The sequence below is a fragment of the Pseudomonas sp. 32A genome (assembly GCF_052682255.1).
This window is the reverse complement of the sequence record NZ_JBQYLY010000001.1, coordinates 5,305,139-5,326,846: the sequence shown is the minus strand read 5'-3', so window position 1 is coordinate 5,326,846 and position 21,708 is coordinate 5,305,139. Positions and strand designations below refer to the sequence as shown.

Sequence of the window (21,708 nt, the reverse complement as noted above, 5' to 3'; positions counted from 1 at the left end):
TTATTTTTCCGTCAGAAATGACGAAATAATGGCGCGTTTTTTATGGCACGTTGTGTCCCTCGTTTCCGCTACATACGTAGGACAAATCCCCGTGGCTAAATGAAGCCTCGAGCACCGACCCAGGTTCAAGGAGAACGGGAGGCCTGCAGACGAACGGGGGCAACCGTTGACGGTTTTCGACATCAAGGATGAGATGGCTATGAGTCTGACCAGCAGTATTCGGAATATGGAAAGTCCGCATTTTTATTTCGAGTTGGGGGAATTGATTTCAAGCACAGGCACTGAACACTTCGCAGCGAACATGCTGCAACTGGTCAACAAGCTGATACCGGTTCACTTGGTGGACCTCAGTGAATGGACCCTCGACGAGCACCAGGCCTGCGTGCTCGACATCACGTTACTCGGCAGCGATGGGTTGAAACAGGACTTGCCGCCACCGCGCACCCTGCATCATCGCGACGATCATCCGCTGTTGAAAAAAATGCTCGGCATGAACGACCCGCTGTTGATCCAGATGAATGCCAAGGCCGACAGTACCCACATCCGCGGCACCTCTCATCAGTGCAACCTGGTCTCGCGCCAGGCCAATCGACGTTGTGTGATTTCGTTCTATCGGCCCCACACCCAGCGCGCCTTTTCCCTGGCGGAGTTGTCGTTTCTCAAGAGCCTTTCGGAAACCTTGCTGCCCTTGATCGAGCGCCACGCGCAGATCAATCGACAGGCGCCGCTGGCGGCTCCCGAGCCCTCTAAAACCCTGTTGGAGCAGTCGCAATTGCAGCGCGAATTCTACAAACGCCTGTCACTCAGTGACATCACCTTATCGGCGCGGGAACAGGAGGTGTGCCTGGGACTGTTGACCGGCGGAACCGTGCCGCAGATGGCCGAGAAACTCAGCGTAAAAAACAGCTCCATCGAAACCTACCTCAAGCGCGCAGCGGCCAAACTGGGCGTGAGTGGCCGCCATGGCCTGGCCAAATGGATGGTTGGCGCGTGATGAAAAAACTGATGCTCGGCGTGGCGTGTGTGCTTGGTGGGTGTTCGCTGATCCCGGACTATCAGCGGCCCGAGGCGCCAACGCCGGCACAATACCCGGTGTACAACGCGGACAAGGTAGGCCCATCGGCCGCCGGGCCTGACTGGCAGCAGTTGTTCCGTGACCCGGTGATGCGGCAGTTGATTGGCCAGGCACTGGTGAATAACCGTGACCTGCGGGTGGCGGCGCTGAATGTCGAAGCGTTCCAGGCGCAATACCGCATCCAGCGCGCGGACCTGTTCCCGGCGGTGTCTGCCACAGGTGCCGAAAACCGGCAGAAAGTCCCACGGCGCGCCACCAGTACCGGCAAGTCTGCGATCACCTCCACCTACTCCGCAACGCTGGGCGTGAGTGCCTATGAGCTGGATTTTTTCGGCCGCGTGCGCAGCCTCAGTGAGCAAGCGATGCTGCAATACCTGGCCACTGAAGAAGCCCGGCGCAGTGCACAACTGAGCCTGGTGGCCAACGTGGCCAACGCCTACCTGACCTGGCGCGCCGACCAGGAACTGCTGGCCCTGGCCCAGCAGACGCTGGCTTCGGACGAGCACAGCCTGCGCCTGACGTCGCGCAGCAAAACGGCGGGCAAGGCGACATCGATCGATGTGATCCAGGCCCAGACCAGCGTCGAGAGCACGCGAGCAAGCATTGCCCGCTACCAGCGCCAGGTGGCCCAGGACCTCAACAGCCTGGCGTTGCTGGTGGGCGGGCCGGTGCCGGACTCTTTGCCGGCACAGCCGCTGTCCGCCGACCTGGTGGCGCGCGTGCCGGCCGGGTTGCCGTCGGACCTGCTGCAACGGCGGCCGGATATTGTTCAGGCCGAATATCAGTTGCAGGCGGCCAACGCCAATATTGGCGCGGCGCGGGCGGCGTTTTTTCCTTCGGTTACGCTGACGGCCAATGCGGGGACCTCCAGCAAGGATTTGTCGGGATTGTTCCAGGGGGGCTCGGGGAGCTGGGCGTTTCAGCCGCAGATCAATCTGCCGATCTTTAATGCGGGGAGTCTGAGGGCGAGTCTGGATTACGCGAAGATTCAGAAGAACATCTTTGTTGCGCAGTATGAGAAGTCGATTCAGACGGCGTTTCAGGAGGTCTCGAACGGGTTGGCGGCGCGCCAGACGTATAACGAGCAACTGGCGGCGCAGCGGGATTTTGTGCGGGCCAACCAGAAGTATTACGACCTGGCGCAGCACCGGTATCGCAGTGGGGTGGACAGTAATCTGGTGTTTCTGGATGCGCAGCGGTCGTTGTTCAGTTCGCAACAGGCGTTGATTGTGGATCGGTTGGCGCAGTTGGTGGCGGAGGTGAATTTGTATACGGCGTTGGGTGGGGGGTGGGAATTGGGTTCCGCGGGGGTTGGGGTTGGGGTTGGGGGCATATCCGTTTCTTCGGTAACGGCCGCTTATGGTTCCGCTCTTACAGCGGCTCACTTTGGAAAAGCCCCAAAGTAAGCAAAGGGCTCTGCCCCGCCTGTCGGCACCTCGCCTAGGCTCGGTGTCCCCTCACTCCGGCATTGCTCCGCGGGCCGCCGCGACGGGCCATCCATGGCCCGGCGCGGCTAAACCGGCGTCCTGCCGGTTTACCCGCTCCGCAATACCTGCGTTCGGCCTCGGGCTTATTGGGGCAGTCAGATCAAGATCAAAAGCAAAAGCACAGCGGCCTCCCGGCCGGCTTGAGTGTTGAAAGCAAAGACAAAATCCAGAGCGAAAGCAAAGCTGCTTTTCTGTGGGAGCGGGCTTGCTCGCGAAAAACCTGAGAGCGCCGCGTTCATCCAGAATGCCCGCGTCATCGTTAACGACCTTCGCGAGCAAGCCCGCTCCCACATTTTTGACCGTGCCCGCTTTGGCTTTTGATTTTGCTCTTCAACACTCAAGCCGGCCGGGAGGCCGCTGTGCTCTTGCTTTTGATCTTGATCTTAGGCGCCCCGTTAAACCACGCTGGCCGAACGCAGGCTTTGGAGCGTGGGTAACCTGGCAGGACGCCAGGTTAGCCGTCCTGGGCCAGGGATGGCCCATGACGGCGGCCCACGGTCCAAAGCCGGAGTGAGGGCACACCGAGCCCAAGCGAGGTGCCGAGTGGTGGGGCAAGAGCGTTTTGCTTACTTTTGCGCTGTTCAAAAGTGAGCCGCTGTAAGAGCGGAACCATAGGCGGCCGTTACCTAAATAACGGATATACCCCCAACATCAGCCCCCCCCCTAAGGCCTCACCCGCGCCACGCGCCACACCTTGTTCCCCACATCATCCGCCACCAGCAACGCGCCCTGCCCGTCCAGTGTTACACCGACCGGGCGGCCCTGGGCTTCTCCGTCGCCGTTCAAAAACCCAGTCAAAAAGTCAACAGGCTGACCCGAAGGCTTACCATCCCGGAACGGAACAAACACCACCTTGTACCCCGCCTGCGGGTTACGGTTCCAAGACCCATGCTCCCCCACAAACACCCCATCAGCAAACCCCGCCGGCATCCCCCGCGCATCCGAAAAGGTCAACCCCAACGGCGCCACGTGAGTCCCCAACGCGTAGTCTGGCGCAATAGCTTGGGCAACCTTGTCCGGACGCAGCGGCTGCACCCGCGTATCAACATGATCCCCGTAATAACTCCACGGCCACCCGTAAAAAGCGCCCTCCCGCACCGAAGTCAGGTAATCCGGCACCAGATCACTGCCGATCTCATCGCGCTCATTCACCACCGTCCACAATTGCGAGGAACCAGGCTTCCACGCCAGCCCATTGGGATTGCGCAAACCACTGGCGAACAGACGCTTCTGCCCACTGGCAAGATCCAACTCCCAGATCGCCGCACGCCCGTCCTCGGCTGCAAGCCCGTTCTCACCCACATTGCTGTTGGACCCCACGGTCACATAAAGCTTGGTGCCCTCAGGATTGGCCAGAACGTTCTTGGTCCAGTGATGATTGATCCCGGCCGGCAGATCGGTGACCTTCACCGGCGTGGCATCGATGTGAGTCTGACCCGGAACATAAAGCACCTTGACCACCGCATCGGCATTGCCGATATACAAGGCATCACCCACCAGCGCCATGCCAAACGGCGACGTGAGCCCACTGAGAAACACGCTCTTCACCTCGGCATGCCCATCACCATCAGCGTCCCGCAGCAGCGTGATTCGGTCTGCACTCGGCGTGTCGGCCCCCACCCGCCCCATCACAAACCCCATCGCCGTACGACGCGCCCAAGCGAGCAAGCCAGTGCCGCCATCCGTGGCGCCTTCAGGCATGGGCGGATGGTTACTCTCGGCGACCAATACGTCGCCATTGGGCAAGGTGTACACCCAGCGTGGATGGTCAAGGTTCTCGGCCAATGCCGTCACCGCAAACCCTTCCGGCGCCGTCGGTTGGGCATCGCCTGGCCAACCAACGGCCTTGGACACCTTGAGTGTCGGGATCAGCGATTCGGTGGCTTCGGGCAGTTGCGGGCTTGGCCCCACCCCGGCCTGAAACGGCAGTTTGGAGGATTCGCCACAGGCGCTCAGGGCAGCAGTGGCGGTGATCAGCAGCGCAAGGCGGCTTGGTGCATTCATTGGAAAACCTCGGGACAGCCCATCATTGGGCAGGCAAAATCACGACGGAGTATTGCGTCATTCCCCGGCACCAAACACCGCCTCCCGCGCAATTGAGTTTTAACTCAGTCGCACGAGTGTGCTCGACAGCGTCCCTCAGACCCTCCATGGCCCCAATGACAGGCTGTAGGGAGAAAACGCTTCGAACTGCCAACGCAACGCCAGCGCCGCTTCCCGTCGAACCACGTGCTCCACGGTCACCCGCCATAACCGCTCGGCGCCCTGGAACCCCGTCACCTCAGGCCCTTCAAGGATCACCTCGGCCCGCCCGGCAACCTGCAACACATCACCCGTCGCAAAATCCACAAACAACAACCCGGCAACCGGGTTGAGCTGCAAATTGCCCAAGGTGTTGAAAAACGAGTTGCCGGTAAAGTCGGGAATCGTCAGCACGTCCCCGTCCACCCGCACAAACCCACGGTCGCCACCCCGGTGCGAAACGTCCACCGAACGCTTGGCCGCATCACCCTCCAGGTCCACATAACTGGCGACGAAGAACGTATCCGCGCTACGAATCAGCGCCCGGGCAGACTCATCGAGCGCGTTGGCGCGCTGCACCGCACCTTCAGCAGAACGCTGCCCCCGAGCACCCGGGTCCACCGCACGCAACTGGATGTACTTCGGACAATTGCCAAAAGTGTGCACCACGTCCACCGCAAAACCATCAGCGCCAGCCGTCCCCACAACCCCATTCATACGGTTGCGCCGCCGCGTATTCAGATCAATGCCCAATAGCCCCACCGCCGCACCTTTCTTCAGCCCCGCCCCGGCGGGATCATCCACCGCAGGCAGGCTGTCGATACGCAAGCTGTAGGGGTCGGGCGAGTACACAAACCCCGGCGACCCCTCCAGCAGCGTGGCCCACGGAAGTCCCTGATCATCCACGGCACCCACCACCAGATAGGGCAACAACTCATAAAACGCCCGATGCTGCTCCGGCAAGTGATCCCGTATGACCTTCGCGCCGATCACCTCCATGCGCTCGGCCACGCCGGCACTTTGCTGCAATTGCCGCTCGCCGGCATGCCATGGCGAGACGGGGGACGCGTCCTGGTGGTTCATGATCAAGCCCTCTGTGGATGAAACGCCGGATGTTCACGCAATGCCGCCACCGTAAAATCAACAAAACTGCGCACCCGCATCGAAGCGTTGCGCCCTTCGCGGTAGACCACATGCACCGGCAGCGGCGGCGGCTCATGGGCCTGCAATACCCGACGCAATTGGCCGCTCGCCAAGTGCTCGTGGACCGGATAACTCAAGCACCGGATCAACCCTGCGCCCTGCACCGCCGCATTGATCGCACCCTGCACCGTGGTGCAACCGAGGCGCGCGCGGGCCTTGATGCTGGAGGCCTGGAAATCCCATTGCACCCCGTCCGAATAGGCCTGGCTGACGACCAGTCGATGCCGCTTGAGCGCTTCGGGTTGCAGTGGCTCGCCATGGGTTTCCAGGTAGCCAGGGCTGGCGCACACAATGTTGTGCACATGGCCCACAGGCCGCGCAATCAGGGATGACCCGGGCAGTTCTCCCACCAGGATCGCCACGTCCAGGCCGTCTTCATTCAGGTTCGGATAATGGTCGTGGTAATGGGCAAACATCCGGACGCCGGGATAGCGCTCCAGGTAGTCGGCCAACAGCGGCGCCATCACATACCGGCTGAACAGAAACGGAAAAAACACCCGCAGATTCCCCTCGGCCTGCGCATGCGCGCCCTGGGCAGACGCTTCGGCGGCGCTCACGCCATCAAGGATGCGTGAACAGTCCGCCATAAACCTCGCCCCGGCTTCGGTGAGGCGAATGCCCCGGGTGTTGCGCTCCAGTAACTGCACCCGCAAGCGCGTCTCCAGCCGGTCAATCGCGCGGATCACAGTGGGCCCCGAGATGCCCAGGCAGCGGGCAGCCGCAGCCAGGCTCGGCTGCCGGGACAGCGTCTGGAAAATCTGCATGTCGCGATAGCGGTCCATCAGGCCGGCCGCGGCATCGACGGGTTAAGCGCAGCATCCTGCCCAAGCCGGCTGACCAAAAAATCCACGAACGTGTTGACCTTCGCCGGTACCCGGGCGCTGTTCTGGAACACCACATGGATCGGCAACGCAGGCGGCTCGAAGTCTTGCAGGATGATCTCCAGTGCGTCTGCACGCACATCGCTGGCCACCTGATAAGACAGCACCCGCGTGACGCCCCAGCCCAGGCGCGCCAGGTTGATGGCGGCATTGTTGGCCGTGACCACCAGGCGTGGCTCAACGGCCACGTTCAAAGGCTGGCCGCCTTCCATGAACTGCCATTCGCTGACCAACTGGCTGGAAGACGAGGTGACAATCTTCGCCTCCCGCAGTTGCCCGGGGTGCAGTGGCCGACCGTGCCGCTCAAGGTAAGCCGGCGCGGCGCATACCACGCGGCGCACTTCGCCGACCTTGATCGCCTGCTGGCCGGTTTCCTGCAAATGCCCGATGCGCACGGCCACGTCGACGCCTTCGTCGGTCATATTGACCACACGGTCCACCAGCAAGGCGTTGATGCTGACCTGAGCAAACTGGTCCAGGTACTCCCCCAGGATCGGTGCGACGAACACCTCACCGAACAACACGGGCGCAGTGACCGTCAGGTGCCCCCACGGGATCGAGAAGCTGCCGGCCGCCGCCTCTTCGGCCTCGGTCAGTTCGGCGAGGATGCGCCGGCAATCGTCCAGGTAACGTTGGCCAGCCTCGCTCAGGTGCAGGCTGCGGGTGGTGCGCGAGAGCAACTGCGTGCCGATACGCGCCTCCATCGCAGCAATCGCGCGGGTCACGCTGGGGGGCGAGATTTTCAGGCGCCGGGCCGCCGCGGCAAAACCCTGCTCTTCGGCAACTGCGAGGAAAATCTGCATTTCCTGGAAACGGTCCATGAGTCCCCTTAATCGAATGTAGTCCACCAAACCAGTGGCTTGGGAGCGGTGGTGGCGAGGGAGCTTGCTCCCGCTGGGCTGCGTAGCGGCCCCAAAATGCTGGGAGCGCCGCGCACTGGAGCGCCAGCCTGGTCCAGCGGGAGCAAGCTCCCTCGCCACAAAATCTTCAAGCCTTCGCCAGGCCCACAGCGGTGCGTTGCATACCCACAAAACCCGGCAGCGCCTCGATACTGCCCAGCCAGGCGCGAACCTGCGGATAGTCGGTCAACGAGACATTCCCTTCCGGCGCATGGGCGATGTAGGTGTAGTGCGCGATATCGGCAATCGTCGGCAGGTCACCGGTGAGAAAACGGCTCTGCCGCAACTGTTGCTCCACCACGTTGAGGAACCCATGGGAGCGGGTGATGGCCGCCTCAGCATCCAGTGCGGCACCGAACACGGTGATCAATCGAGCCGCGGCCGGACCGGTGTGCAGCGGCCCCGCCGCTGCCGAGAGCCAACGCTGCACACGGGCCAACGCCAAAGGCTCGGTCGGCAGCCACTGGGGGTCGCCGTACTTACCGGCGAGGTACACCAGGATCGCGTTGGAATCCGCCAGCACCACACCGTTGTCATCGATCACCGGCACCTGGCCGAAGCTGTTGAGGGTGGTCAGGAACTCGGAGGTTTTGTGGGCGCCTTGCTTCAGGTCCACCAGCACCAGCTCGGCGGGCACGCCCAGCAGCGACAGCATCAGCTCGACCCGGTGGGAATGGCCAGACAAGGGGTAACGGTACAGTTTGATCATGACAGGCTCCGCGATGTGCCAGGGACTCGACCCGGTGATCGTGTCGATGGCGCTATCTTCCGCCGCTACGGCAGGTAGCAGAATAGTCAGTTTTTACAATCCAGCATTTCACCCGATGAAACAATCATTCACCAAACAACTCGCCGATCAGGTTGAACACGGTGGTTTTCACTGCGCTGTCGAGTTCGGTCCACGCCAAGCCGGTCCTGGCCCGGAACGCTCCCAACTCCAGGTGCCTGGATACACAATTGGCCGGCAACGCCCGGGCCGCCTGCTGCGGCAACACCCCCACGCCCAAACCGGCCGAGACCAGCGCCAGCATGGTGGTGAATTCGCCGAGTTCAGAGGCGATTTCCAGGGACACACCCACCGCCTGGACGAACTCGTCGTAGAACCCCGGGGCATACCGTCGGGCCAGGATAAACACCGGTACCTTGAGCAAGTCAGCCGGCTGAATGGCTGTCTGTGCTGCCAACGGATGATCGATGGGCAAGGCGACCACAAAACTTTCCTGCAACACCGCGCGGGTCTGCACGCCGGGATAGGCCGCCGGCAAGCGCATCAGGCCGAAATCCAGCTGGCCGTTTTTCAGCGCCGCCGCCTGATCGGGGCCAGGCATGTCCTTGAGTTCCAGTTCGATTCGCGGGTAGCGCTGATGCACCGCGCGAATCAATCCCGGCAGCAACTCCGGCAACACCGACGAGACAAATCCCAGGCGCACCCGGCCAATTTCCCCACGGCTTGAAGCACGGGCGGCATCGGCGGCGCGAGTGGCCTGGTGCAGGGTGGCCTGGGCCTCGGGGAGAAACACCCGCCCGGCTTCAGTCAGCGTCACCGAGTGCCGGTTGCGGTCGAGCAGCCGCACGCCCAGGCCGCTTTCGAGCAGCTTGATCTGCATGCTCAGCGCCGGTTGCACGATCGACAACTGCGCGGCCGCCCGGCCGAAATGCAGTTCCTGGGCGAGCACGACAAAGGCACGCAGGTGCTTGAGTTCCATCAGGAGGCTCCGGTTATCACAGTTTTTGATCACGGGATCACAAATGAAAATTGGACGCTGAACCCGGGCTGCGGTGAAGTTAGGTTCGTCATGCACGATATGACAGGGTTTGGCCTATCACAATAAGGACGGCACCTCGCACTCGGATTGTTAGTGTTGATCACCTGTCGCAGCCTCCGGAGATTGATCTATGCAAAGCGTTTTAGACAGCTTCCGCCTTGATGGCCGCCTGGCCTTGATCACCGGCTCCAGCGCCGGTATCGGTCTGGCCATCGCCCGTGGCCTGGCCCAGGCCGGCGCGCGGGTGGTGCTCAACGGGCGTAATCGCAGCACCTTGCGTGACAGTGCCGCGTTGCTGGCGGCGGAAGGCCTGGAGGTGCACACCCAAGCGTTCGACGTCACCGACGGCGCGGCGGTGCTGGCTGCCGTGGCGGATATCGAAGAGCGCCTGGGCCCGCTGGACATCCTCGTGAACAACGCCGGCATGCAGCGGCGCGGACCACTTGAGGATTACAGCGAAACCCACTGGCGCGAATTGATGAGTACCAACCTCGACAGCGCCTTCCTTGTCGGCCAGGCCGTGGCCCGCGCGATGATTCCGCGCAAGCGTGGGCGCATCATCAATATCTGCTCGGTACAGAGCGAACTGGGCCGCCCGGGCATCGCCCCGTATGCCGCCAGCAAAGGCGCGCTGAAGATGCTCACCAAAGGCATGGCCATCGATTGGGGCCCGCACGGGCTGACGGTCAATGGCATCGGCCCCGGCTATTTCAAGACCGAACTGAACGCCAACCTGGTGGCCAACCCCGAGTTCAGCGACTGGCTGGTGCAACGCACGCCGAGCCGGCGCTGGGGTGACGTCGCCGAACTGGCGGGCGCGGCCGTGTTCCTTGCCAGCGATGCGGCGAGTTTCGTTAACGGTCATATCCTGTACGTGGACGGTGGCATCACCGCCTCGCTGTAACCCGGAGAATTTCATGCACGCGATTGTCTGCCATGCCTCGAAAGACCTGCGGGTAGAACCGCAAACCGAACCCGTGGCGCTCGCCCCCGACCAGTTGCGGGTGCGCATTGCCCGGGGCGGAATTTGCGGCTCGGACCTGCACTACTACCAGCACGGCGGCTTCGGCACTGTGCGGCTGCGCGAGCCGATGGTGCTGGGCCATGAAGTGTCGGCGGTGATTGATGCCGTGGGCCGTGAGGACGGGCCGTTCAAAGTGGGCCAACGTTTGTCGGTCTCGCCATCGCGGCCTTGCGGGGGTTGCCGTTATTGCCATCAAGGGCTGCCGAACCATTGCCTGAACATGCGCTTTTACGGCAGTGCGATGCCCTTCCCCCACATGCAAGGCGCGTTTCAACAGTCCCTGGTGATCGAGACGCACCAGGCGCACCTGTTGGCCGATCATGTCAGCCTTGCCGAAGGTGCGATGGCTGAACCCTTGTCTGTGGGTTTGCATGCAATCCAGCGCGCCGGAGCGATCTTCGGCAAGCGGGTGCTGGTGACCGGCTGCGGCCCTATCGGCAACCTGTTGATCGGCAGCCTGCGGGCAGCGGGTGCGGGAGAAATCGTCGCCGTGGACTTGGCCGCCGGGCCGTTGGCCTGCGCCGAGAAAATGGGCGCCAGCCGTACCCATAACCTGGCGGAAGACGCCGACGCGTTGAAGCGCTATACCGCCGAAAAAGGCTACTTCGACGTGATGTTCGAAGTCTCCGGCAGCGCCCAGGCCCTGCGCAACGGCCTGGAGTGCATGGCCCCGCGCAGCGTGCTGGTGACGGTCGGTTTGGGCGGTGAAGTTTCGCTGCCGCTGAATATGCTGGTGAGCCGTGAGATCGACTTGCGGGGTACCTTCCGCTTCCACTCGGAGTTTGCTCAGGCGGTGGATTTGCTGAATCGCCAGGTGATTGATGTGCGTCCGGTGATCTCCCACACCGTGCCGTTCAGCGAGGCGGTGGAGGCGTTTGAACTGGCGGCGGACAAGAGCCGGGCGATGAAGGTGATGCTGGATTTCGGTGTGGGTGATTGAACCGGGTGTATATCCGTTATTTGGGTAACGGCCGCCTAGGGTTCCGCTCTTACAGCGGCTCACTTTTGAAGAGCGCAAAAGTAAGCAAAACGCTCTTGCCCCACCACTCGGCTCCTCGCCTAGGCTCGGAGTGCCCTCACTCCGGCTTTGGACCGTGGGCCGCCGTCATGGGCCATCCTTGGCCCAGGACGGCTAACCTGGCGTCCTGCCAGGTTACCCACGCTCCAAAGCCTGCGTTCGGCCAGCGTGGTTTAACGGGGCGCCTAAGATCAAGATCAAAAGCAGATCAAGAGCACAGCGGCCTACCGGCCGGCTTGAGTGTGGTAAAGCAAAGGCACAAGCCAAATCAAAAGCGGGCACGGTCAAATGTGGGAGCTGGCTTGCCTGCGATGGCATCGCCTCGGTGTATTTGAAAGACCGAGTTGTCTGCATCGCAGGCAAGCCAGCTCCCACAGAAAAGCAGAGCTGCATCAGCTTCAGATTTGGCTTTCGCTCTGGTTTTTGCTTTTGCTTTTAACACTCAAGCCGGCCGGGAGGCCGCTGTGCTTTTGCTTTTGATTTTGATCTGACTGCCCCAATAAGCCCGAGGCCGAACGCAGGTATTGCGGAGCGGGTAAACCGGCAGGACGCCGGTTTAGCCGCGCCGGGCCATGGATGGCCCGTCGCGGCGGCCCGCGGAGCAATGCCGGAGTGAGGGAACACCGAGCCTAGGCGAGGTGCCGACAGGCGGGGCAGAGCCCTTTGCTTACTTTGGGGCTTTTCCAAAGTGAGCCGCTGTAAGAGCGGAACCATAAGCCGCCGTTACCGCAGCAACGGATATGTACACAGTAGAGCCAACAAAAATACCTACCCCCCTCAGGGTCACACCCGCTCTTCAAGCCGGTAGCGCAAAAACCGATGCCCCGGAGAAAACAACCGCCGGTAGGTAAGCAACACCGCACCTACCGTGCCCAGCGCCGACGCCGCAGCGATCAAAAACATAATCACGATCTGATAACGCACCGCGTCCACCGGGCTTTCTCCCGCCAGCACCTGACCCGTCATCATCCCCGGCAAGCTGACTATCCCCACCACCGTCATCTGGTTCAACGTCGGAATCATCCCCGCCCTGACCGCCTGGCGAATCGCATCCTGCGCCGCCTCCCAGCGTGAACCACCCAGGGCCAGGACCATCTCGATGGTGTTGCGCCCCGAGGTCAGCTCCTGGGTCATGCGCTCAATCCCCAGAGACACACCAGTGAGGGTATTACCAAGAATCATCCCGAGGATCGGAATCGCATACTGCGGCTCGTACCACGGGTGAATCCGGATGATCGCGAACAAGCCGATAGCCGTCACCAACCACGAACTGCCCCACACCGACACAATGCTGTCGGCCCGCTGGCCGGCATAGGTCCGCTTGCCGCGCCCGGCGGCCGAGAGCCCGGCGATCAGGGTCATCAGGCACATCAGCGGCAACACCACGTACCAGTAGGCGAACTCGAACACCCAGCCCAACAGGTAACCAATCGCCAGCAACTGCACCACCGTGCGTACGGCAGCCCAGAACAGCTGACGTTCCAGGCCCAAACGCAACAGCAGTGACAGCGCGCCGTTGATCAGGATCAGCGAGGCGGCGATGGCCATGTCCAGTGCCGTGAGGTCGTGATAATTCATGGCTGCACGCCCCCCGTCAGCACGCCGGCGTCCATATGCAGGCGGGTGGTGCTCATGCGTTGTGCCTGCTCAAGGTCGTGGGACACCCAGATATAGGCGTGGTCGTGATCCGCTTCGACCCAGGCGTTGATCAGCGCCTCGACTTCCCGGGATGACGCCGGGTCGAGAGCGGCGGTGGGTTCGTCCAGCAGCAACACATCGGGATTGAGTTGCAGGGTACGGATCAGCGAAACCACCTGGGACTCACCGCCGGACAAGTCCCCGGCGTTTTTTGCCAGGAAGCCCGATTCTTTCCCCGCGTGGGCCAGCAGTGCCTTGACGGCCTCCGCATCGAAACTGAGGTGGTGCAAGGCCTTGAGGCTGTAGGGGAAACGCAGGTTGTCTTCCACCGAGCCTTCGATCAGCGCCGGGCGCTGGGAGAGATAGCTGATACGGCTGCGGTACTGCGGGATTTGCGCGTTGGCGATGGGTTGGCCGTGCCAGAGGATTTCCCCTGAGCTGGGCGCGTCGAGCAAGGCAAGTGCCCGCAGGAATACGCTTTTGCCGGAGCCGGATGAGCCGGTAATAGAGATGCGATCGGCAGGGTGCAGTTGGAAGTTCGTGGGCTGCAGCAGTTGAAGCTGACGGCGCTCGTCCATACGCGTGAGCGCCCGGGTTTCTACTAATACGCTCATGGACTTGATGATCCCTGTTCCTGATTTAGACGCAATGGTAAGACAGGGCACGTCCCCCGTGGCGAGGGAGCTTGCTCCCTCGCCACAACAAGCCCCCTCGCCACAAATGCTTCAGCGCTTGGGCTCAAGCGACACCAGCCGCGGCTTGAGGGATTTCTCCTGCACCTCAAGCAGCGCCAGGGTCACCGGCAATTTGAAGCGGCGCCGCCCTGCACTGCCGGGGTTGAGAAAAAGCCGGTCGCCGCGCCACTCAATCAGTGGCTTGTGAGAGTGTCCGGTAATCACCAGCCGGATGCCCGGGTCCAGCGCCTTCGGCACATCGGCGATGTCATGCACCAGCAGCGCCCGCCAGCCATTCAGCTCGAAATCCAGGCGGTCCGCCAGGTGCTCTGCCCAGGCGGCATCCAGGTCGTTATTGCCGCGCACCACGTGTAACGGCGCAATCGAGGCCAGCAGCTCAAGAATTTCCGGGCTGCCAATATCCCCGGCGTGAACAATCTGCTCGCAGCCTTCCAGGGCCGCCAGGGCCTCGGCGCGGAGCAAGCCGTGGGTATCGGAAATCACACCAACTTTCATGAACGTCTCCTGTGCACACACCGGCGCTCAACGCCGGGCGGCTTGCAATCAATCATTGCACTGCCTATATTTCCCGCCTGGCGCCATCTACGCCACCCTCCGCGGAAAGGGCTGCGCCCAAGACCTTGACTGAATATCACATTTCTACGACTCCCAACCTTAAAGCGGACAAGGTTTGTGCAAGGAGATCGTATGTCGCAAGCATTCTCGTCCACTAACGGCCGTATCAACCTTGAGCAGCAACGCAAGCGCGCCAAGGAGCTGTTGCGCCGCCTGAAATGCGCCGATGCCGTCGTTACTCCCACCTTATCCGAGGCTCAATGGCTGATCGCCAAGGAACTCGGTTTTCCCAGCTGGCCCAAGCTTAAAGCGCACGTCGATGCAGTGGACTTTGCCGCCCGCCACCCGGGTTTCGAAGCCAGCGATGAAGCCCGCACCACCCACTGGCGCTGCGGCAGTGACATTGCCCACAGCCTGGGCGTGGCGGGTTTCAAGGGCCACTTTCGGATGCTGATTGATCCGCTGTGCATGGGCCCGGTCCAGGATTTGCCAGCCGAGCAATACCTGGCCGTCCGCAGCCGCTATATCAGCCAGGTATTTGCAATGGACGAGGCCGAAGTGTCCCGCCGACATGCAGACGAATACAAGCATCTGGAACAACTGGGCGGCGCCGGTCATAGCGTGTTGTGGTGTGAGGCGGATGCTTACGACCAATTGTTCCTGATTCGGGCGCTGGCCGGGCTTGAGCGTTTGCCTGAAAAGCTCGAGCTGATCGAGGTCGACCGCATCCCCGGCGTGCAACGCTTTATCGGCATTGGCCAACTGGCGCCTGAAGTATTGGCGTGGCTGTGGCCACAGCGTCGGCGGGTCGATGAGGACATGCTGAAGCTGGCGCGGCAGGCCTGGCTGGCGTACTGCGACAGTTCGCCGGTCAAGCTGGCGGAACTGGCCCGGAGCAACCATACAGCCCTGCCCTTGCTGGCCCCGGCGTTGCGTCGGCAATTGCAGGAGTTACCGGGTGTGCGGGACGGTTTGTCACTGACCGAGCGCCTGGCCCTGCACTACGTGGATGAGGCCGGGCCTGTGCCGTTTGGCCGGGTGTTTGCCGAGTTGATGGGCAAGCGCGAACCGCTGCCGTACCTGGGGGACATGATGTTCCATGCGCTGATGCGGCCATTGATTGATGGCGACAATCCGCTGTTGATCGAGTCCGAGACTCAACTGCCGTGGCCTCAACGTTTGTTGGCGTTGACTGCGTTGGGTCGTCAGGTTCTGAACGGCAAGGCTTACTGGCCGGACCATGCCAGCCAGGAACGCTGGCTCGGTGGCGTCTGTATCCAGCCCGGCCAACCTCACTGGGTGATTGACGAGGGTCTCGTTCCTCTCTGGCGCAGCTAAAATACAGAGCTACGTATGTCGCGCAGTAGCTGGCCTGTTGCGTGACTAAAGCGCTCGGTCAAGATATCCAGTAGGGCGCGCAAGGTCAGGCTGAAACAATCGGTACTTCCCACGCTTGCTCACGGATCCCGGCGTTTTTTTGAGAGTCTCGTCGACGACTGCGCGCGATTGTGTTCATCCCAATAGCACAAGGTCCGAGGAAAATAGAGGGTCGTCCTGACCTATAGCAGTTCATGCCTGCTTCACCCCTCAAATCTTGACGTTCTGCCGGATGTTCCAACCAAACTTCACCGGGCCGCCTTCCTTGGCACCGTCGGCCTTTTGCGCCTGGTAGCTGACTTCCACGCTAGCAAAATTCAGGGCGATGTTTTCCTGAAGTTGTTCACTGTCATCTTCAGTACGGATGTCGTAGCCGCACACCAGCACCTCCTTCAAGGTGATGATCAAATACTCCACTGCGCTTGGGCCGCCCGCCTTGCGCACCACCAGACGCGCCTCCGGATAATGCTTGCCACTGGCACATGCCATCATCAGATTGGGGCTGGATTTATCCAGCGCTTTCTTGAGATTCAGGTTGGCAATGCTGACCTTCCCCGCCCCACCACCCGTGCCGGTATGCATGGAACCCTCCTGGGACAAACCCCATGCCCAGCTGGCGATATCGATCTCGTCGCGATGGCTCTGGTCCCGCGACTCACCCTTGATATCGCCCAGTTTCAAAAACATATCAGTGGCCATGCTTACTCCCTGTGTTGGTTTTCGCCGGTAGTGGCGAGGGGCGCACTCTTCCTTATGCGGCGTGGTGCTCACAAGACGCCCAAGCGGGATCGGGAAGTGCCTGTCTTGAAAAAGCGAACGCTCCTATATTCATGTGCGCCACGCCCTCTCTACTCTCTCGGCTCTCGCAAACTCCAGGAGTTAAGGAATGGCTGCTTCCCTGCTGAAAGACGGATTCCCTTCAGCCCATCTCACCACCCGCCAACGGATTGAAAGCAGCCTCGACCTGCACCGGTTGTTCTTCGCCATCGACAGCGATCCGGCGCTGATCGGCGCCGGCGTGGTGTACATCGATGAGCAGTTCAACGTAGTGACCCTGCGCGAATTCCAGGCGATTTGCAGCGTGGTGCCCAAGAAGGTGGTGTTGCGCGAGGCGCCCAGGTATGTGGGGCCTTCAGAGTTCAAGCGGATGCTGGCCCACGAACCTCGGGAGTCGAAACGGGTGGCCGAAGCGTTGAATACTGCAGTGACGTGCACGGGGGCGATACTGAGCTGGGTGGTGATTTCAAGTGGGATTGCGCTGATGCCATTTACGGCCGGGACCAGTGCGGTGATTACGTTTATTGGGAAAGCGGCTGCAACAGCGAGTATCGCGCAGTGCGTTGCGGGAGTGCTTCGAACTGGATTTGAAGTTGCGCTTCCTGCAGCTTATGACTACCTGGACAACGAAGCCTGGTATCGGGCCGTAATGGTTTTATTGGACAGCGTTGCCTTGCTGGGCATCGCGACCTCAACGTTGACCACGATAAAAGCGATCAATACGACCACAAAAGTAACCGGCAAGCCCTTACGACAAGTGCTGAGAGGACTTAACCGTCAAGAACGAGCGAAGCTGAATGATGAGCTGCTCAAGATCAGGGACCCGCGCCTGACACCGAAGCTACTCAAGTTAAAACAGGCTTCCGGTGCGGCCACCAAGCGCATCAGTGCAACACAAATGCAGAAAGCGACCACCAACCACATCAGAGATGCCTTGGCAGCAACGCTGGGTTTCACCAGCAGCGCCATGTCAGGAAACGTCAAGACACTGGCTATTGGTATCTATGAAGAGGTGAGCCAGTGAACAAGCATAAAAAGACAGCCCCCCTGGACAACCTGAGTGGCGACTTAAAAAACTGGAAAACAATGAGCGGGAAAGATCTTTATTACTCGGCTTTTTATATTGAAGACCCGCGCCCCCTGCTAAAGCGTTACATGCCGGTCATAGGAGGAGATCTTCTTGCTGGTTGTTTTTCGATTGCGATGGCCGCTCTCTTGGTGGCAGTAAGTTATCTCTCCGGACTCCAAATAGACGTGGTCACCAAAAGCGTTTTTTTCGGAGCGTTGGCGTTGAGCGTGGTGTTTTCTCTCGCCAAGGCGCAGGTGTTGGCCGGGCGAACTCATTGGGTCTGGATACATATAGGGGTTTATCTTATCTGCCTGCTGATATCGCTCCCTGCCATCACCTACCGCCCCAACACCTACCTCTACTCCATGGCCCTTCTTGGCCCACTGGTGGGCTTGCTGATCCTCAACAGCAACCGCTGCCGGGAAATGCGCCAGAAAATGCTTGAGATCCGGCACAAACGCGAAGCCATCATCGCGACGCTTAAAGAACAGGGAAAATGGAAGTGGTGGTGACCTGGACCTGATGTCGGGATGCATTGCCCACTGCGATGGAGACGCTGGGAGGCGTCGAGGACATTTCCGCGAATTCACACCCGTGAAAGCTTGTGACTTGTTGCCAACAAACCCGCTTTTACCCACTTGCAGCCCCTAGTATCGAGTCCTCGTGCGCCCCTCACATGGACTGAACCAATGATCACCCGTCCCGAAAAATCCGCCTCCCCCCGCGTCGATCAACCCAACGCTCCCCAGCGGGTTTTCGACGCCGTCCTGAACAAAGCCAAAATCCTTGCCAGCACCGGGCCGGGCGACAAGACCCTTAAGCCCGAGGACTACAAGGAAGTCACCGCCCTCCCGGCCAAGCTCGACATCGACAAGCTCAAGGTCATCTCCCAGGACAAAGACGCCGGGGTGATCTACTTCGAACAGGACGGCGTCAAATACAAGATCAGTGCCGAGGGTGCGGCGAACGCCCAGGACGGGTTCGACGTGCTGAAAAACCTGCGCTTCGGCCATGCCGTGGCCCCCGTCAACCAGGGCGGGCCCGACGAAGGCACGCCGCTGTACACCTTCCTCCAGACCCTGGCCGAAACCCAGGGCACCCCGGCCGGCAAGGTCATCGTCGAAAGCCTGAAGAACCCCGACCAGCAACTGCTGCGCGAGGACGGCGACGGCGTACGCCTGGCCAATATCAAATCCGTGGGCAAGGCCGAAGACGGCGTCCTCAAAGTGACCCTGGAAAACGGCCAGACCCTGGTCATCTCCGAATTGCTCACGCCCCAGGCCTTCAGCACCTACACCCAGGCCGGGGTGACCAAGGAGGCGCTCAATGACGGCAAGACCAAGGGTTATGAAGCCGTCACCAGCCTGCCGGAAGACCTCGATTTCAGTCAGTTGAAGGTGGTGTCCGAAGACAACAGCGCCGGGGTGATTCTGTTCGAACACCAGGGCCACAAGTACATGATCAGCAAATCCGAAGCCGACCTGCCGCAACCCGGCGCCGATCTCAGTAACCCCAACCCCAATTCCGGCGGGCCGTTCTACAACTTCCTCCACGCCGTGCACGCCAGCGAGGGCTCGCAGGCCTTCGACTACATCAAAAACGCCCAGTCCCTGCCCGGCCAGGCACTGCTGCGCAAGGACGAAGCCAGCCTGAAGCTGGGGGACATCAGCAAGGTCGACACGCCCATAGACGGCATTCTCGTGGTCAACCAGGCCGACGGCAAATTGCTGGTGGTGTCCAAGGACATCACCCCCGAAGCCTTCGCCGCCTACACCACCCAGGGCCAAACCCTGGCCGGCATCGAAAAGGCCAAGGGCGACGGCTACACCCTCGCCGGCCCGGACGCGTACCTGCCCTCCACCGAAGACATCATGAGCGTCGGCGGCGCCGGTGATTATGGCCCGGGCCTGATCGCCTTCACTCAGCACAAGCCGGGGGGCAGCGAAGAGAAAATCGTGGTGTCGGAAGACAGCAACCCACAGCTGTTCGAGCAGATTTCCAGCTACCGCAGCGACATCGCCGCGCAGACCACCGACGTCGACAAGCTGCGCACCGACAACGGCCTGCCGCCCCTCAAGGATGTGTCCGTCGACAACCTGACCACCACCGAGAAAGACGAAAGCGGCAACCCGCTGTCGGTGCAGGACCTGTCGATGAAAACCCTGGTGGACAGCTACCGCGCCGGGGTCAAGGACGGCAGCATCGGCAAGGACGACCCACGCGCCAAGTTCCTGCGGGCGGTGGAAGCCCGAAGCATGGTCGACAATGGCATGTCGATCATTCCCGAGCACGGGTTCGGCAATCAGGGCATCGCCACCACGCCCATCGACGTGACCTCGCGGGACGTGCGCGACAACATCTTCGACACCAAGGCCATCGACCTGACTCTCAACGACCTGCTCGGCAACTCGACCATTCAGCACGACATCAAGGCCAACCACGACGCGGCCCTGGGTAAGGTCGACGGCGGCCAGGCCAAGGTCGACGAGACCCGGCAGAAACTGATCGACAGCACCTCCTCGGAGAACTTCACCCAATACATCAAGTCCCTGCAAGACAGCGGCAAGACCGAACTGGCCGCCCAGGAAATCCAGACCGCCTACACCGCCCTGGCCGATATCGACCCGGCCAAGGCCGACAACTTCCTGCAAAACCTGCAGATCGACGGCTACACCGACGCCGTTGAAAAGCTGATGGACGACCCGACCAAAATCTCCGACGACAACACCGCCCTGGCCACCACCGACAACACGATGGCGATCCTGTCGATGCTCAAGGGCGGCGCCGACGGGCTGCCGCGCCAGGCGCTGGGGGTGTATTCGAAGTTCGTCGACCAGTTGCTCAAGGACAAAAACGCCGCCGCCGACTTCGGCAAGGCGATGATTTCCCTCGGCGATACCTGGCAGAAAAACGGCGTGATCAGCTTCAGCGACATCGACAAGGCGGTGAGCAAGGAGATCATGCCGGGCCTCAGCGAAGAGAACCGCAGTGCCTTCGTGAAGAACCTCAACTTCCTCAAGGACAACGGCGTACTCGGCTCGGTGGGCGGCGCGATCGGGATGGGCCGGATCGTCTACCAACTCGCAGGCCAGGGCGGCAAGCTCGCCGACACGCCGATGAAGCGCCTGGGCATCGCCAACGACTTCCTCGGCTTCCTCGGCACCGGCTCACACTTCGCCACGCTGGGCTTGAAGGTCTATGACAAGTTGCGCGGCACCAACGCCTACAAACTGATGGGCTTCGACCGTTCCCTGCCCGACCTGTGGGCCAAGCCCGGCGAGGGTTACCACGCGCTGCCCAAGGATGCCGAGGCGGTGCAGAAGAAGTACTTCGAGATCGTCGACCAGGCCATGGACGACGGCAAGGACGTGGGCAAGGCCCTCAACAGCGGCGGCTGGAGCGACGAAGGCGCGAAGAAGGTCCAGGAAGGCATCGAAAAAGGCATCGCCAGCCGCGGTGGCGTGGCCGGTGCAGGCTTTGGCGCGAAGTTCGCCAGCAGCGCGATCAAGGTAATCGGCATGGCCACCGACGTGGCGGGCGGCGTGATCAGTGTGGTCCAGGCGGCGTTTACCTTGCGTGACGGTGTGCGTGAGAAAGACCCGGTAAAAATCGCCTCCGGCTCACTGTCCATGGCCGGTGGCGTCAGCAGCCTGGTGGCGGCTGGCGGCGGCGTACTCACCACCCTGGGGGTAACCGGGCGGATCATTCCGTTCCTGGGGCCGGTGGGCTTTTTGATCTCCGGCGCGTTGTCGTTTGTCGGGGCGATCCTGAGCACGGTGCAGTCCCACAAACTGCACAAGATCTCGATGCAGAACTGGAACCAGATCCAGGACTTCAAGCAGGACGGGTTGCTCAAGCCCAACGGGGATGAAGCGTATGTGTGGTTGCAGACCTACCTGTCCGACTGGGGCCAGCGGGATGCGCCGCAGGACCAGAGTATTTTTGATTTCCGCAAGGAAGAGTGGGATGCCCGCTCGAGTATTCGTGGTGGCGACCATCGGCGGGACCATCCGGACTTTATCGGCGACGGAAATAACCGTAACTCAGAGGACTACAAGTACTCGCTGAAACCGTCGGAATGGACCAATGAAAACCACGACATCATTTGGCGGGTGGGGGATGGATATGGCGGTGAGTATCACGATGTAGACAAGCCCTGAGTGCCCCGGCACCCCGTAGAAACCCTGTGTGGCCGACCGGTCCCCACAGGGTTCAGGATCAG

The 21,708-nt window shown here is 61.2% G+C and carries 18 protein-coding genes; 8 read left to right on the top strand and 10 right to left on the bottom strand.

Annotation, left to right across the window (positions count from 1 at the left end; all coding sequences use genetic code 11):
• The first annotated feature begins 199 nt into the window (after positions 1-199).
• Both ACUN0G_RS24470 and ACUN0G_RS24465 read left to right on the top strand, forming a co-directional pair.
• A complete protein-coding gene (locus ACUN0G_RS24470; RefSeq protein ID WP_445574503.1) occupies positions 200-994 on the top strand; it encodes a helix-turn-helix transcriptional regulator in 795 nt (264 codons plus the stop codon).
• On the top strand, positions 994-2,481 hold the full coding sequence (locus ACUN0G_RS24465; RefSeq protein ID WP_421526183.1) for an efflux transporter outer membrane subunit: 1,488 nt from the start codon (positions 994-996) through the stop codon (positions 2,479-2,481). Before ACUN0G_RS24470 ends, ACUN0G_RS24465 begins: the two co-directional genes overlap by 1 nt.
• Positions 2,482-3,225: 744 nt before the next feature.
• Here the strand turns inward: ACUN0G_RS24465 and ACUN0G_RS24460 are convergent.
• The 6 genes from ACUN0G_RS24460 to ACUN0G_RS24435 all read right to left on the bottom strand — a co-directional run bounded on the left by ACUN0G_RS24460 (position 3,226) and on the right by ACUN0G_RS24435 (position 9,273).
• Positions 3,226-4,566 carry a PQQ-dependent sugar dehydrogenase gene (locus ACUN0G_RS24460; protein WP_445574502.1) on the bottom strand — a complete coding sequence of 447 codons (1,341 nt, stop codon included), beginning with the start codon at positions 4,564-4,566 and terminating at the stop codon, positions 3,226-3,228.
• 135 nt (positions 4,567-4,701) lie between these two features.
• Positions 4,702-5,667 carry a flavin-nucleotide-binding protein gene (locus ACUN0G_RS24455; RefSeq protein WP_445574501.1) on the bottom strand — a complete coding sequence of 322 codons (966 nt, stop codon included), beginning with the start codon at positions 5,665-5,667 and terminating at the stop codon, positions 4,702-4,704.
• Between the two features lie 2 nt (positions 5,668-5,669).
• Complete coding sequence (locus ACUN0G_RS24450) at positions 5,670-6,569, bottom strand: LysR family transcriptional regulator (protein WP_445574500.1); 900 nt, start codon at positions 6,567-6,569, stop codon at positions 5,670-5,672.
• Positions 6,569-7,489 carry a LysR family transcriptional regulator gene (locus ACUN0G_RS24445; protein WP_445574499.1) on the bottom strand — a complete coding sequence of 307 codons (921 nt, stop codon included), beginning with the start codon at positions 7,487-7,489 and terminating at the stop codon, positions 6,569-6,571. The genes ACUN0G_RS24450 and ACUN0G_RS24445 overlap by 1 nt, the downstream gene beginning before the upstream one ends.
• Positions 7,490-7,655: 166 nt before the next feature.
• Entirely contained in the window at positions 7,656-8,276 is a 621-nt protein-coding gene (locus tag ACUN0G_RS24440) for a glutathione S-transferase family protein (RefSeq protein WP_445574498.1), read from the bottom strand.
• Between the two features lie 124 nt (positions 8,277-8,400).
• On the bottom strand, positions 8,401-9,273 hold the full coding sequence (locus ACUN0G_RS24435) for a LysR family transcriptional regulator (protein WP_258346790.1): 873 nt from the start codon (positions 9,271-9,273) through the stop codon (positions 8,401-8,403).
• Between the two features lie 190 nt (positions 9,274-9,463).
• On the opposite strand from ACUN0G_RS24435, the gene ACUN0G_RS24430 reads away from it, so the two are divergent.
• Positions 9,464-10,237 (top strand): glucose 1-dehydrogenase, encoded by a 774-nt coding sequence (locus ACUN0G_RS24430; RefSeq protein ID WP_445574497.1) that lies wholly within the window; start codon positions 9,464-9,466, stop codon positions 10,235-10,237.
• A 13-nt stretch (positions 10,238-10,250) separates the two neighbouring features.
• Positions 10,251-11,297 carry an L-idonate 5-dehydrogenase gene (locus tag ACUN0G_RS24425; protein WP_445574496.1) on the top strand — a complete coding sequence of 349 codons (1,047 nt, stop codon included), beginning with the start codon at positions 10,251-10,253 and terminating at the stop codon, positions 11,295-11,297.
• A gap of 861 nt (positions 11,298-12,158) precedes the next feature.
• Here ACUN0G_RS24425 and ACUN0G_RS24420 read toward each other — a convergent pair.
• From ACUN0G_RS24420 to ACUN0G_RS24410, 3 genes are all read right to left on the bottom strand, one after another.
• Entirely contained in the window at positions 12,159-12,953 is a 795-nt protein-coding gene (locus ACUN0G_RS24420; RefSeq protein ID WP_421525971.1) for an ABC transporter permease, read from the bottom strand.
• On the bottom strand, positions 12,950-13,627 hold the full coding sequence (locus ACUN0G_RS24415) for an ABC transporter ATP-binding protein (protein ID WP_445574495.1): 678 nt from the start codon (positions 13,625-13,627) through the stop codon (positions 12,950-12,952). Before ACUN0G_RS24415 ends, ACUN0G_RS24420 begins: the two co-directional genes overlap by 4 nt.
• A gap of 111 nt (positions 13,628-13,738) precedes the next feature.
• Entirely contained in the window at positions 13,739-14,203 is a 465-nt protein-coding gene (locus tag ACUN0G_RS24410; protein WP_093208161.1) for a metallophosphoesterase family protein, read from the bottom strand.
• 192 nt (positions 14,204-14,395) lie between these two features.
• On the opposite strand from ACUN0G_RS24410, the gene ACUN0G_RS24405 reads away from it, so the two are divergent.
• Positions 14,396-15,601, top strand: a complete 1,206-nt coding sequence (locus ACUN0G_RS24405; protein ID WP_445574494.1) for a DUF1835 domain-containing protein — start codon at positions 14,396-14,398, stop codon at positions 15,599-15,601.
• A 249-nt stretch (positions 15,602-15,850) separates the two neighbouring features.
• On the opposite strand, the gene ACUN0G_RS24400 is transcribed toward ACUN0G_RS24405, so the two are convergent.
• A complete protein-coding gene (locus ACUN0G_RS24400) occupies positions 15,851-16,339 on the bottom strand; it encodes an Hcp family type VI secretion system effector (RefSeq protein WP_445574493.1) in 489 nt (162 codons plus the stop codon).
• Positions 16,340-16,526: 187 nt separating this feature from the next.
• On the opposite strand from ACUN0G_RS24400, the gene ACUN0G_RS24395 reads away from it, so the two are divergent.
• From ACUN0G_RS24395 to ACUN0G_RS24385, 3 genes are all read left to right on the top strand, one after another.
• Positions 16,527-17,441 carry an NAD synthetase gene (locus ACUN0G_RS24395; protein WP_445574492.1) on the top strand — a complete coding sequence of 305 codons (915 nt, stop codon included), beginning with the start codon at positions 16,527-16,529 and terminating at the stop codon, positions 17,439-17,441.
• Positions 17,438-17,998 carry a hypothetical protein gene (locus ACUN0G_RS24390; protein ID WP_445574491.1) on the top strand — a complete coding sequence of 187 codons (561 nt, stop codon included), beginning with the start codon at positions 17,438-17,440 and terminating at the stop codon, positions 17,996-17,998. Before ACUN0G_RS24395 ends, ACUN0G_RS24390 begins: the two co-directional genes overlap by 4 nt.
• A gap of 177 nt (positions 17,999-18,175) precedes the next feature.
• Entirely contained in the window at positions 18,176-21,646 is a 3,471-nt protein-coding gene (locus tag ACUN0G_RS24385; protein ID WP_445574490.1) for a hypothetical protein, read from the top strand.
• Positions 21,647-21,708: the final 62 nt, after the last annotated feature.